The organism is Melissococcus plutonius ATCC 35311 (assembly GCF_000270185.1).
In the GTDB taxonomy this organism is placed as follows: Bacteria; Bacillota; Bacilli; order Lactobacillales; family Enterococcaceae; genus Melissococcus; species Melissococcus plutonius.
This window is the reverse complement of the sequence record NC_015517.1, coordinates 25758-38913: the sequence shown is the minus strand read 5'-3', so window position 1 is coordinate 38913 and position 13156 is coordinate 25758. Positions and strand designations below refer to the sequence as shown.

The following is a 13156-nucleotide window of genomic DNA, read 5'->3' as shown; positions in this document are numbered from 1 at the left end:
TCTTATTACCAATAAAACAAGGCTTTTAAAGCAAAGAAAATAATCGGTATGAATAAGGAGGGTAACATATTAACAGTTTTAAATTGTTTGATGTTTAATAAATTTAAACCAGATGCAGTTACCATAAATCCACCTAATATTGAAATTTCTACAATTAATGAAGAGGAAAAAAAGTCTCCCATCCATTTAGCAAGTAAGAATATTATTGTTTGGTAACAAAATATTATGGGTGCTGCTACAATTACCCGGATACCCACTGAAGCTCCAAAGATTAGAGACAAAACAAAATCAAGAGAAGCATTTGTAAAAAGAAAAGTAAAATCATTTTTTGTAGCAGCCATTATCGAACCAACAATAGGTAATGCCCCAATACAAGAAAGCAGCAGCATAGTGACAATTGCTTGTATGATTTCAGCATTATCCTCTGTAGACAAATGATCTACCTTATCTTGTAATCCCAATCTTGTTCCAATTATCGTACCTACTATAAAATTGATAATGAATAAAATAGGCAAGTTGGATTTTGGTATATTTTGAGAAATCGTCTCTATCCCTATACCAAATGCAACAAACCCAATTGCTGTATATAAAACATCTTGATATTTAATCGTCAACTTTTTCTTAAAAAGTTCACCAATCAATGCACCAATAATAATTCCACCTGTATCTGTAACCGTACCTGTTAAACCACCAAATAACATAGCTATCTCTACCTCCTATAAAATTATTATATTATAGAAGTTTAATCTATACTTCAATAAAAATAATTAATTCTCAATATAACAAAAATATGTATACTATCTTTTATGATAGCATGGGCACAATTACAATTAGAAGTATTAGTAATGCCACTTTATTAACTACTATTATTGTCTAACTTGTATCTCATCATTCGTATTGTTTTTAATTCTAAGAACCTTATATCTATGAGAAAATTCCTCTTACTACTTAATTTATGCCTACTTTTAAGCAAAGATATCTTTTTTAGTTCATTCAATAAATATAGATGAAAATCTATTTTATTTCTTTGTCATAAAAATAGCTTTAATAGGCGCATATGAATATAATTTATTCATTTATTAAATTTATAAAGATTACTTTTACTAGATTTTTAGTAACAATGATGTTATCCTGGAATTATAAGAAAAAGAACGTACTACCAATACGCCCTAATTCTCGTAGAACCGTTTAAGACAGTAGCAAGTTTTAATGTTAATTAATGAAAAATAACCGAAATCTCGCTAAAGATAAGACGGTTATTTTTTATTGTCATTTTTAAGCAATGTAACAACTAGGCCAACCAAAGCGATGATAAACATACCAAATCCTAAGATTGTCTGGATTGTTTCAAATGCGGATAACAGGCTTCTCCTTTCATCGATTTCAGTACCTATTTTCATAGGCACCATCACCTTTTTGGATAACCACCGGCATAACTTTTCTATAGGTATATTATACGATATATATCGTTAAATTAAATTTGATTATTGTGGAAATAGTATTTGTACATTTGCTCGATTATCTTCATACTGAAAAGTTATAGAACCACCCAATTTTTCTACAAAATTCTTGGTAATATAAAGTCCTAGTCCTGTTCCACCATCATGACTGCTTCTTGATTCATCAATTCTATAAAAAGGTTCAAATACATGTTGAAGTTGCTCATGATTGATAGGGAGACAAGTATTACTTATCGCTAATATAATTTTATTTTCCCTATTCTTTTCTAGATGAAAAGAAATATTAGAATTTGGAAGTCCATAATTAATAGCATTTTTCACAATATTATCCAGTATTCTTTCCATTAAAGTCAGGTCGGAGACGATAACTAGGTCCTTTTGAATGTCTAATGAGAAGCTTTGGCCTTCTTTCAGCACAGGTTTAAATTCATAAAAGAGTTGATGAACCATAACACTTAGGTTAATGGGTTGTTTGCTTAAAGTGATTTGATAGTGATCAAAACGAGTCATTTCAAAAAGCTCATTAATCATAACATTTAATTTATTGGCTTTATTAAGCACGATATCAACGTATTTCTTTTTGCTAGTCTTATCAGTGTTGGTTTAGCTTTAATAATGGTTAAATAACCAATAATACTAGTTAAGGGAGTTTTCAAATCATGTGCGAGATGAGTGATCAAATCTCGTCTGCTTTCCTCTGAATTTTTTAACAATTTTTTTTGATTCTCTAAATTTTGACAAATAATATTAAGTTGAATTTCTAGTGGTTTAATTCCTTTAGATAATTCAATCTTTTCTTTAGTATTGATTGAAATAACTTGGACAGCATCTGTAATTTCCTTTAGATAAAAGATATATCTTAAAAAGAATAAGAATGTCGTGATTGACCAAATTAAAAATAAGGTCACTATATTGATAATTAATAGATTGTCTTGTAAATAATTAATCCATTGAATTTCATGCGGTGATCCTCGCCAACTGATACCTGAATCGATCAATATGATATCTACAAAGATGACTAAAAATAGAAGGAGAAGGAGCATTGTTGAAAAATACTGAAAGCATATCTTTCTAAATACCTTGTTATACAACCTGTTAGTTTCCAATAGTATATCCTACTCCCCACACTGTTTTAATATAATTAGGCTCTCTTGGATTTTCATGTAACTTCTCTCTTATCCTCGCTATATGATCCATTATTGTGTTATTACTATCCATATATTTTTCTTTCCAAACTGCTTCAAATAATTCTTCCGATGTGACAACCCTACCACTATTTATTAATAAATAATGAAGTATTGCAAATTCTATAGGAGTTACTTTAATTTCTTCATCAAATAAAAAGATTTTATATTTCTTTTTATTTAAGGTTAGTCCATTATATTCTAATAGATAGGACTCCTCTGGCGTTTGATTGTTATAATGATTTACTCGTCTTAAATGTGTTTTTACACGTGCAACAACTTCCAAAGAGTTAAATGGCTTAGTAATATAATCATCTGCACCTAAAGTCAATCCTACTAGTTTATCCGCATCAAGATTCTTGGCAGTAAGTAATAAAATTGGGAAAAATTTTCGTTTTCGTATTTCTTTTAAAATTTCTAATCCACCAATATCAGGCAACATAATATCTAAAATTAATAGGGGTACTTCATTTCTTTCGCTGTATTCTATAAAATTTTTTCCAGTGTAGAAAGAAGAAACGGTATACCCTTCACTCACCAATAAGGATGCGATTAAATCACAGATATCTTTTTCATCATCAATGACTACAATATTACCATTAGCCATAAAATCTCTCCCTCTACTACTTTACTTACCATTAAAGCATCAATCTTCAATCAATTTCATATTTTGAATATTTTTTGATAATCATCGGAACACCAATGAGTACAATTAAAGTATATATGACTAGATTAAAAGAATAAACATTAAATATCTTACCAAAAATACTATAGCTAATCCAATCGACATAAGCCATATCAAGCTGGGTAATAGGTAAAATTCCTACCAATAGACGATAAACTAACCATTCACTAGATTTAGGAATAATCATAGGAATTAGAACTAGGCAAATTGTTAACATGATAATCGGTATATTTTTTTTTACAAATAATGAACTAAGCAAAATAATCGTTATTAATCCAAGTAAAATTAACAAACCTATGCCAAAATGGATAAATACCGTTTGTGATAATGTCCAAGGATAAGGAATACTTGGATCTTGAACTTGTATAGGTAAATCCCATCCTTTAATACCATATAAGGATAACAGTGGAACAGTGACTAGGAAAACAAACAAACTATAATAGACAACTCCAACTAGGTATGCAGATAAAAGCTTGGCAATGACCAATTCTCTTCGTCCCTTCATAGTCGGAAAAATAATTGTAATTGTACGTAGTTGTATATCATAAATAAACGCTTGGGATACCAATATACAAATAAAAAGAATGGGAACAAATAAAAAAGTCAGACGGTCAATAATAATTATCCATGCACCTTGATATCCAATTTTAAAGGGTGTTTTTATTTTTTTAACCATGTTTTCCCAATATCTTTTCTCACTAGTAGAATAGTACCGAGAACTATTTAGCTTCCTACCATTTTCAATATCATGATAGTTAGTGCCTAACTTTTTATAGAGATTAAACGTTTTTTTAGAAGTTTTGATATTACGTATTTCAGGATGACCAACATATCTTTTAGCGCCTGAATGAACATTGGCAATCAGATTTAACGCTTCATAATTTGGTAAAACAAATGAATGATTTATCCTATTTTTAAATTCAATTTGGGACGGGTCTCCATTAGGATAATTTTTTTTATCTTTAGCTAAATTTTGATATTTAGCAATTAGTCGATTTACTTCCTGTGCATTTAGATGTATATCTGGCTGCTTTTTTAAAATTTTGACTGCTTTCATTCCTCGGTAACTCTCACCTGATGGTAATGTGATGTTTTCCTGAAAAAATGGCAATATAAAAAGCCATAGCACAAAAAGAAGGATCAATGGAAATGTAAAAAGGATGGATTTTTTAGTAATAATCTTCTTTATTTCATATTTAATTAAAGTTTTCATGTTTTTCTCCTTCACTCACTTCATTAAAAATGGAAAGATAGACATCATCTAAACATGATGTTGATGGTTTTGCCAACTCACAAGGTCGGTTGTCTGAAATAATCCTATATTGTATATCATTATTTGGTAGATAATATGCTTTTGAAATAATATATTGTTCTTCTAATTTCTCGCCCGATTCTTGATCAACTGTTGCAAGCCAAACATTTCCATTGATCGTTTTAAGAATTTTATCGATATTACCAGTCAATACAATTGATCCTTTTTTCAAAAAGATAATATTATCTGCAATGTCGGCAATATCAGAAACAATATGTGTGGATACAATAACTAGTCTATCTTTTGCTAAATCTGATACTAATTTTTTAAAGGAAGCACGTTCCCTTGGGTCTAATCCTGTAGTTTGTTCATCTAAAACTAAAATTTTAGGATCATTAATGATCGCTTGTGCAATCCCTAGCCTTCTCTGCATCCCGCCTGAAAGATTCTTTATTTTTTTATCTATTTTGGTAGTTAGGTTAACCTTCTTTAATGCGATATTTATTTTTGTTTTTAGGTCATCTAGGTGAATGCCTTTCAAGGTGCCCAAATAAGTTAAAAAATCAGATACAGTAAAATCAGGATAGAAATTAAAGGTTTGAGGAAGATATCCAAGTTGCTCATACAAAACATCTTTATTTTTTGAAATATCGACTGTGCCATACATAATCTTTCCAGACGTTGGTGAAATCAATCCACATAGTAAATTCATCAGGGTTGATTTACCTGAACCATTTGGTCCCAATAAAGCGTACAATCCATTGGTAAAGCTGATATTCAAATTATTGATAGCCTTCTTTTTTGAATAATCTTTTGACAAATTTTTTAAACACAATTCCATTCTTATAGAACCTCCCTAACAAATCAGTCTGTTTACTCTATTTTATCATTATTAATGTTTCTAACTATCTATTATTCTTTATAAATTTGTGATAATTTTCTTATATTAACTTTGGATTCAATCTACAATTTGGAAATCGGTTTCAATATAATCAAAACATTACTGGAAAAAGTGATAAAAATTACTCTAACATGATTTTTCATAAGAGATCTTTTATTTCATTAGATAGATTCAATTCTCAATACACAATATTCTATAATACTTAGAAGAAAAAATACTTTCTATAAGGTGCGATTTCAATGAAAATCATAGGATTATCTTAAATAAAATAGACACCTCGCTTTGAGGTGCCTACTTTTTTATAGTAAAATGGTGTTACTTTTCCTTAAACCGTTCTTCAAGTTTTCTCCTATGATATTTAATGATTTCATCAAGCAAAATATCATACTTATCTGCAATGATCAGTACATTATCGAATACATCTCCGAGTTCCTCTATTAAATTTTCTTTATAATATGCTTCACTTTTTAGTAATTCATCTGGTCTATCTCTCCCAATTTCAATACTTCTAATTGCTCTTGAAAGTTCACCAACTTCTTCTGTTAAAAAGCCTATTCTTATAAAGGAATCGTAGTGATACCAATTTCTTTTTTTATAAAAATCAATCATTCATGATTTATATTCCCTAATTTCTGTATTGATAAATCCCCTCTTTCAAGTTTATACTATCATAAAACAGACTATGTCGAGGGGAGAAGTCAAATGAATATTGCAGTTTATTGTGGAGCAAGCAGTGGTAATTCAGAAGAATATAAGCAAATCACAGAGGATTTAGGGAATTGGATTGGTGAGAATCAATGTAATCTTATATATGGTGGCGGAAATGCGGGGTTAATGTGAATCATTGCAGAAACCGTCCTCAAGGCAAATGGTGAAGTTACTGGTATTATGCCCGATTTTTTAGTGGATAGAGAGCTTGCAAAAGATAATCTTACTTCACTTATCATTGTATCCGATATGCATGAACGTAAGAAAAAAATGATTGAAACTGCTAATCTATATATAGCATTGCCAGGAGGCCCAGGAACCATTGAAGAAATTACAGAAGTTATTTCGTGGGGAAGAATTGGTCAACACTTTAATCCGCTTAAACAGCAATACCAATTAATGGTTGACGAAGGCTTTTTGACACAAGAAGACTTTGATAAAATTCTATTTGCTGATTCACTTGATGAAATTCAACCCTTCTTTGACAGTTTTATACCACCAAAAATTAGAGAGTACAAACAAGCAAAGACGGTTTTGGAATAAGAACAACTATTTAGACAGAAAAAGAAGAATGACTTTTTAAAATAAGTTTGTTCTTTAAGATAAATATTATTCATAGTCAATCCCTAGTTATTAATATAGGCTATATCATAAGATAACTATATTTTTTCATTTTTATCATACAATCTCTATATTTTCTGAAAAGATAGCTACCAAACTAAACAAAAAAGCACCCAACTAGGATATCCTTAATTGTGTGCTTATTGTTCATTTAAGCTTTAAAGTCTTGAATGTTTCCTGATTCCCTTTCCTATCCAATGTCTAGATATTTATCCTTATATCTATTATTGTTAATCATTAGATTTAGCAATAATATTGGAAGTCCAATTTCTCGAATTAATTGAATAGAAATTATAGGTATATATTAAATAGCTGTTTTAGTTGATTCTTGTCTCAAAATTGAATAGATACACTCATCGAAAATGCCACAATTATTTTTTCCTCTTTTTCTAAGAATTCCTTCAAAAACAAATTGACACTTATTTAAAACTAACCCTGAATTTGGATTATTAGTATCATGAAAAGCTTCTATTCGTTGAATCGTTGTTTCAGCGAACAAATAATTAACCACTTCCGATAATGCTTCTGATGTATATCCTTGATTCCACCATCTTCTTCCAATAGCATATCCTATTTCCATTGTTTGAATCCTTTTATGATAGTTCACGACAGAAATAGTTCCAATTAGTGTATGGGTATCTTTTATTTCAATTCCCCAATGAAAATAATCTTCACTACAATAGTTATTGGTTACTAAAGATAAGTAATGATTGACACTATCTATATTCTTATAAGGCTTCCAAGTTAAAAATTTCGTGACTTTAGAATCCGATCCCCAATTGTCAAACATTTGAACACTATCTTTTAAACAAAGCTTTCTCAATACTAATCTATTAGTACTAATTTTTTTCGTTCCAAATATCGAATAGCACCTTTCTATAATAACTTATAAGTTAATTCTCTTTTTTTATTAATCAATTGCATTCATTTCACTAACATTTACGATCTGTTTAATTAAATTTTTATGATCAGAATAGGAATGTAGTTTTTGTTTCTCAATGCATTTTTTATTAAGAATTTAAATGTCTTAGGAATTTTTTCTATTATTAATATTCATATCTTATACTACTATTTTTATATTTTCTAATCGATGTCCTTTAATTTTATAGATATCATCACATAGTTTATTGATATCTTCTTTATTATGACTAGCTATTAAAATAGTTGCGCCATCATTAGCGAGTTGTTTGAACAACTCTCTCATATTTTCAACACTTTCTTCATCTAATGCATTCATAGGCTTATCTAATAAGACTATTTTTTGTTCTTCCATAATCGCCTGAGCGATGCCCAACTTTTTTTTCATGCCTAATGAATAATTTTTAACTTTTATATCTTTTTGATTTGTTAGTCCTACCTTTTATAACGTATTTAGTACATCTTTATCTGATATTTCATTTTTAATACTAGCGAGCAGTTTTAAATTTTCAAATCCAGTAATATCCGTTAAAAAATATGGTTCTTCTATAAGAACGCCTAATTTATTAGGAAATAGTTTGTTTTTAGTGATGTTATGTTCATTTATAATAATTGTTCCATGGTTTGGGATAATAAAGCCTGCTAGTAGTTTAAATAAAACACTCTTTCCAGAGCCATTTTCTCCAACAATACCTATAATGCCATTTTTCGAGCATTTAAAAGACATATCTTCAAAAATAACTAGGTCTTTAAATTTCATGTTGATTTTATCCATTGCTATAACATTCATAAAAATCACTCCAATCCTTTTTTCTTTAAGTAAGTTATAGTAAAAATACTGATAATCAAATTTTGAATAAATTGCCAAAAAATGTTAATTATTATAGCGTTTTCCCCGAAAAACGTTGAACTAATCCTTTCAACCGTTAAAATATCCGTATTAAAAAAAAGAAAATGCCTCTCTCCAACAAGATAAAAAGAAAAGATATAGCATAATAAAAGAAAAGTTACACTAGCAAATGCTATATTTTCTTTTTTTACTATATTTTTTATTGATAAAAAGATATTTGCTAAGGAAATACTGGATAGAATACTAAATAAGAAAAATAGCACTGTCTTTTTTGAGAAAATCACGTGATAAAACAATGATAATTCTCCAATGAATGCTGTTAATATAAGTAAGTAAATTATAAAACCAATTAACATGATTCCCCAATAGAACATGCCTAAAAATGCAGCATACAAAAGTGTATTTTGATACCATATACCTATATTTCCAAGTCTATTAAAAGCTAAATATAGATAGGTATTGTCTTTAAAATTGGTCGATAAAGAAAAAAAATAAATATATATCAAATGCAATACCAAAAAACGAATAATGGCTAACACAGAAAAATCTCTATAGGCGATTCCATCAATGATCGAATGATACATTAATATTACATTGGTATTTACATCTATCAATACAGAAAAGTAGATAATTATAAAGGTAAATCCTATTAATAAGAAAATTTTTTTCTCTTTTATTTGGGAAAGATATATTTTCTGAAATCCTATATTTATTCTCATCTGTATTCTCCCAAATCAGTCCGCTGATACAATACATAAAGTGACCCATAGTTTATTAAAAAAAGAATAATCCAATACAGCAAACTAATTCCAATTGAAATAAAACCATTATTCTCATTAAACCTTTCCATATAAAGAATATAATGATTAATTGGCATAATACCATTAAAAAAAGAACTTGTAGTAGGTACCTTATAAAAATAAATCTGACTACCGATTAAAAATAATAAAATGACAAAACCAACGCTTTTCTTTTTGAAATAGGTAAAAAGAAAATTAAAACAATTTCCTATCGTTAGTAAATACATAAATAAAAATAAAATGGAAAGTCCAGCTTGGAACATTGGTGTAAATTCTTTATTTGGTGTTGTTTGTAAAACACTTCTAAAAAACAAGTATATCTCTTTATCCCAAGTATTATCAAGATTTAAACCGAATATGCCTATCATTGAACATATCGCTATGATACCTAGCAAGTATAATAAGGTAGCCTTAAAAACTGTTCTTACATCAGAAAGGAATAATATCCGTCTACTACACAATCTAGAAATATAGTTATAGTTATTTAAAGAGAATAAAAATTGAGAATTTATTATTATTAAATAAAACATCGGAAAAGCTAATCCAATCGTATATAAATTCTGAAAATTATACAAAATCCATGAAAAGAAATTTCTACTAGGAGATTCTAAAAAAAATTGATAGTATGAAAATCCAATGATGATTAATAAAAATGAACTAATAAGTACATGATAATTATTTCTAGAAAAGCGAATACATTCAATTCTTCTGATCATAGACCTAAATCCTTTTTGGTTATTTTTTTATAACCTACAAGAAAGGTAATACCAAGTAATAAAAATAGTTGGGTAGATACCAAGATCCCGTTTGTTGCTGTATTTGAAGTTATATCAAAGGTAGTCACTGGTTCATATTTGTCTAGATTTAAAAATGGAAAAATAAATGAAGGAAAAAAATAAATGCACAATGGGAAAAATACACAGGTATATCTATTTTTAAAATAAAATGATGAAACTAACCCAATATTTGCATAAACAAAACCAAAAAAACTACTATTTAAAATAAGAATAATTGCATAAATCAATTGATTACTTTCATATATTTTTGAAAAAGCTCCACCTATAACTCCCATATAAGCATTGGAAAAGGTTGGATATACTATTAAATTAGCAATTAACAACATAATTAAAGGTAAAAAAAGAGAAATCCAGCCAGATAAACCTACACTTAAAAATTTTTTTATAAAATATTGTTCTTTTGTTTCACGACTGAATATTGCAGTCGTCATATTATTCTGAGAATCGTTTATATAAGAATCTGCCATTGGTAATGCGGCTAATAAGGGTGCTAATAAGGGCAAGATAGAAGATGTGCTCAAACTAAAACCAGAAAAGAATATCGTTAATCCTTTCTCCATTTCTACCATAAGTTTATTACCACTAATACCCACACCAATACTTAACATGGATAGTGCTAGTGAAAACAAAAATAGTTTAGATTTAAACATTAATTTTAACTCGCATAATACATAGTTCATCTCTCTACTCTCCTTCATTAAAATGGCAGCGTTATCTTATCCTGTTTTTTATTTTGAATTGTTTCATTTATATATAGTTATCTTCTTTTCGATCCATTTTGTTTCCATACATTTCATTCATTTGCTATTTCTTCTGCTATTTTCGCTACTAAAATCAGCCTTTTACACTACCCATGTACCTATTTTATATTCTAATTTTACCATATTGTTTACTTATATATAGTAATTATTTATAACAATAGATAAACAATTAATTTTTCATTGTTTATGTAGTTAAATCCTCATTTATAGATAACTAATCAAATGTAAGCGTATTAAGCATAAATACACTATGCTATAATAAAAATATAAAAAGTAATAAAAATAAACTATTTTGAAGATACAAAACAGCTTAAGATGATGATCGTATAAGTCATAAAAATAACCAGTATAACTCATCAAAGTTGAAAAACTGGTGATTTTAATAGCTTTAACTAAATTGGTGATAAGCTTAATTCAATTAATAGTAAGTTTATTCAGTATAAAATTGTCTTAATACTCCATAAATTGCTAATCGGTTTCATCTTTTCTTTCATAGATTCTAATTACCTTTAACATAATCATCTCGCAAGATAGTCATCATTTCTCTAATGAAGGCTTATAAAAATAGATAAAAGATATTGTTAACTATACTTATTAGGAGCAAAAATGAATATTAAATTATGGAAACACTTTAAAAAGCATTTTTCAATCTATATCGGAATTGGTATTATCGTTTCACTACTAAATGCAATTAATATTTTTTATTTTCAAAAGCTATTAGATACTTTTAATAACGGATTAGATATTAAAAGTATCTTAGTCTATGGCTTTGCTGTCGTTCTTGTTCCAATATTGGCATATTTAGAGCAAAGTCCAAAGATTCAGCTTCAGAATAGTATTTTCTTTTATTTAAAAGAAAAAGCTTTAACTAAAATTAGTAAGATTTATTATCCAGAATATCTAAAAACAGGTTCTGGAATACTATTACAAAAAATTGAGGCGGGTTCAAATGCAGGTAGGGATATTAATTTAAATTTTTATGGCAGATTATTTAGAGAATTACTACCAGAAACCCTTTTTAATCTGTTTTTTATTGGTGTAATTAACATAAAATTTGTTCCAATAATCTTATTCGGTTATATTTTTATATTTATTGTCACAAAATACTTATTAAATATTTTGAAAAAAATCAAAGAAGATTCCTTAATTTTTGAAGAGGTAATGAATAGTATTTTAATCCGTGGCATAACAGAGATGGTCACCTTTCGAATTAACAAAAGATATAAAAAAGAAATTAGCAATTATAAGCAAATGGCCAATGCAACAACCCATAATCTGACAAAAATGACCATGATCCATGAATTTTTCTTTGGTTTTTTTGCCTTACTTGTAGCCATTATTAAGTTGTTGATTGTGATATTGGCTTTTACAAATATCATAACCATTAGTTTAGGTGGAATAGTCGCTTTAGTGACCTATGCTGATCGTATCTATACCCCAATTGCTATATTTAATGTCATCTTTGTTCAATATAATTTAGACAAAGTATCTTATCATCGTTTACAAGATTTCTATGAAACACAAGAAGATAATGCCCTATTTATCAAAGGAAAAACAGTAAGAAAGATTCAAACGATTCATATAGAAAACTTAAGTTTAACGATTCAAAATAAACAACTATTAAATTCCATAAATTTAAATTTGGAGAGTAACAAAGTGTACGGCTTAATTGGTAAAAGTGGTGCTGGTAAATCAACATTGGTAAAAATAATCTTAGGCTTATTCAAACCAACACAGGGAAAAGTATTGGTTAACCATGAAAGCCTATCGAGCTATAATTTGAATGACTACTATGACCATATTTTTTACTTATCTCAGGAATCGCCAATTTTTCAAGGAACGTTAAAAGAAAATATTATTTTTGATAAAGACATACCGGATACAAACATTATAGCAGTGTTAAAAAAATGCCAATTAACTCATTTCTATCATTCACTTGAGGAAGGATTATATACACAGATCGGTGAGAAAGGAGCAAATATTTCTGGTGGAGAAAAACAACGTATTGCCTTTGCTCGAATGTTCTTCTCAGATGCTGAAGTAATTATTATTGATGAAGCTACTTCAGCTTTAGATGAAAATACGGAAGCAAAAATACTAGCTGAAATTAAAAAACTGTTTAAAAATAAGATTGTACTTATGATTATACACCGACCAAAGAATTTAGCATTTGTTGATGAAATAATCGAGCTTAAAAACTAGGTTTCAGGTGATCAAAA

General features: G+C 28.3%; 13 protein-coding genes and 2 pseudogenes. 2 read left to right on the top strand and 13 right to left on the bottom strand.

Translation table 11 applies throughout. The features are described 5' to 3' along the window. Positions 1-5 precede the first annotated feature (5 nt). From MPTP_RS08485 to MPTP_RS08460, 8 genes are all read right to left on the bottom strand, one after another. Entirely contained in the window at positions 6-701 is a 696-nt protein-coding gene (locus MPTP_RS08485) for a DUF554 domain-containing protein (RefSeq protein ID WP_013774713.1), read from the bottom strand. Between the two features lie 555 nt (positions 702-1256). After that, complete coding sequence (pepG1, locus tag MPTP_RS09530) at positions 1257-1400, bottom strand: type I toxin-antitoxin system toxin PepG1 (protein WP_013774712.1); 144 nt, start codon at positions 1398-1400, stop codon at positions 1257-1259. An 84-nt stretch (positions 1401-1484) separates the two neighbouring features. Next, a complete protein-coding gene (locus tag MPTP_RS09185) occupies positions 1485-1991 on the bottom strand; it encodes a sensor histidine kinase (protein WP_148267225.1) in 507 nt (168 codons plus the stop codon). A gap of 5 nt (positions 1992-1996) precedes the next feature. After that, complete coding sequence (locus MPTP_RS09180; protein WP_048590049.1) at positions 1997-2458, bottom strand: histidine kinase dimerization/phospho-acceptor domain-containing protein; 462 nt, start codon at positions 2456-2458, stop codon at positions 1997-1999. A 97-nt stretch (positions 2459-2555) separates the two neighbouring features. Continuing rightward, positions 2556-3251, bottom strand: coding sequence for a response regulator transcription factor (locus MPTP_RS08475; RefSeq protein ID WP_013774711.1), 696 nt, complete (start codon positions 3249-3251; stop codon positions 2556-2558). Between the two features lie 46 nt (positions 3252-3297). After that, on the bottom strand, positions 3298-4542 hold the full coding sequence (locus MPTP_RS10125) for a hypothetical protein (protein WP_013774710.1): 1245 nt from the start codon (positions 4540-4542) through the stop codon (positions 3298-3300). Then, entirely contained in the window at positions 4526-5422 is an 897-nt protein-coding gene (locus MPTP_RS08465) for an ABC transporter ATP-binding protein (RefSeq protein WP_013774709.1), read from the bottom strand. Before MPTP_RS08465 ends, MPTP_RS10125 begins: the two co-directional genes overlap by 17 nt. Before the next feature lie 375 nt (positions 5423-5797). Next, positions 5798-6091 (bottom strand): MazG nucleotide pyrophosphohydrolase domain-containing protein, encoded by a 294-nt coding sequence (locus tag MPTP_RS08460; protein ID WP_041363621.1) that lies wholly within the window; start codon positions 6089-6091, stop codon positions 5798-5800. 93 nt (positions 6092-6184) lie between these two features. On the opposite strand from MPTP_RS08460, the pseudogene MPTP_RS08455 reads away from it, so the two are divergent. Further along, positions 6185-6733: pseudogene (locus MPTP_RS08455) on the top strand (LOG family protein). A 382-nt stretch (positions 6734-7115) separates the two neighbouring features. Here the strand turns inward: MPTP_RS08455 and MPTP_RS08450 are convergent. The 5 genes and pseudogenes from MPTP_RS08450 to MPTP_RS08430 all read right to left on the bottom strand — a co-directional run bounded on the left by MPTP_RS08450 (position 7116) and on the right by MPTP_RS08430 (position 10856). Then, positions 7116-7634: a GNAT family N-acetyltransferase gene (locus MPTP_RS08450; protein WP_221293957.1), complete on the bottom strand. Its 519-nt coding sequence runs from the start codon at positions 7632-7634 to the stop codon at positions 7116-7118. 237 nt (positions 7635-7871) lie between these two features. Further along, a pseudogene (locus tag MPTP_RS08445) lies at positions 7872-8519 on the bottom strand (ATP-binding cassette domain-containing protein). 5 nt (positions 8520-8524) lie between these two features. Beyond that, entirely contained in the window at positions 8525-9298 is a 774-nt protein-coding gene (locus tag MPTP_RS08440; protein WP_013774705.1) for a hypothetical protein, read from the bottom strand. Continuing rightward, positions 9295-9693 (bottom strand): hypothetical protein, encoded by a 399-nt coding sequence (locus MPTP_RS10120; RefSeq protein WP_231849687.1) that lies wholly within the window; start codon positions 9691-9693, stop codon positions 9295-9297. Before MPTP_RS10120 ends, MPTP_RS08440 begins: the two co-directional genes overlap by 4 nt. A gap of 398 nt (positions 9694-10091) precedes the next feature. Further along, entirely contained in the window at positions 10092-10856 is a 765-nt protein-coding gene (locus MPTP_RS08430; protein ID WP_013774703.1) for a membrane protein, read from the bottom strand. Between the two features lie 687 nt (positions 10857-11543). Between MPTP_RS08430 and MPTP_RS08425 the strand changes: the two genes are divergently transcribed. Further along, positions 11544-13139: an ABC transporter ATP-binding protein gene (locus MPTP_RS08425; protein WP_013774702.1), complete on the top strand. Its 1596-nt coding sequence runs from the start codon at positions 11544-11546 to the stop codon at positions 13137-13139. Positions 13140-13156: the final 17 nt, after the last annotated feature.

Coding starts and splice junctions, on each gene's coding strand:
- MPTP_RS08485 (WP_013774713.1), bottom strand. CDS start 701: ATGTTATTTGGTGGTTTAACAGGTACGGTTACAGATACAGGTGGAATT.
- pepG1 (WP_013774712.1), bottom strand. CDS start 1,400: ATGAAAATAGGTACTGAAATCGATGAAAGGAGAAGCCTGTTATCCGCA.
- MPTP_RS09185 (WP_148267225.1), bottom strand. CDS start 1,991: ATGATTAATGAGCTTTTTGAAATGACTCGTTTTGATCACTATCAAATC.
- MPTP_RS08475 (WP_013774711.1), bottom strand. CDS start 3,251: ATGGCTAATGGTAATATTGTAGTCATTGATGATGAAAAAGATATCTGT.
- MPTP_RS10125 (WP_013774710.1), bottom strand. CDS start 4,542: ATGAAAACTTTAATTAAATATGAAATAAAGAAGATTATTACTAAAAAA.
- MPTP_RS08465 (WP_013774709.1), bottom strand. CDS start 5,422: ATGGAATTGTGTTTAAAAAATTTGTCAAAAGATTATTCAAAAAAGAAG.
- MPTP_RS08460 (WP_041363621.1), bottom strand. CDS start 6,091: ATGATTGATTTTTATAAAAAAAGAAATTGGTATCACTACGATTCCTTT.
- MPTP_RS08440 (WP_013774705.1), bottom strand. CDS start 9,298: ATGAGAATAAATATAGGATTTCAGAAAATATATCTTTCCCAAATAAAA.
- MPTP_RS08430 (WP_013774703.1), bottom strand. CDS start 10,856: ATGAACTATGTATTATGCGAGTTAAAATTAATGTTTAAATCTAAACTA.
- MPTP_RS08425 (WP_013774702.1), top strand. CDS start 11,544: ATGAATATTAAATTATGGAAACACTTTAAAAAGCATTTTTCAATCTAT.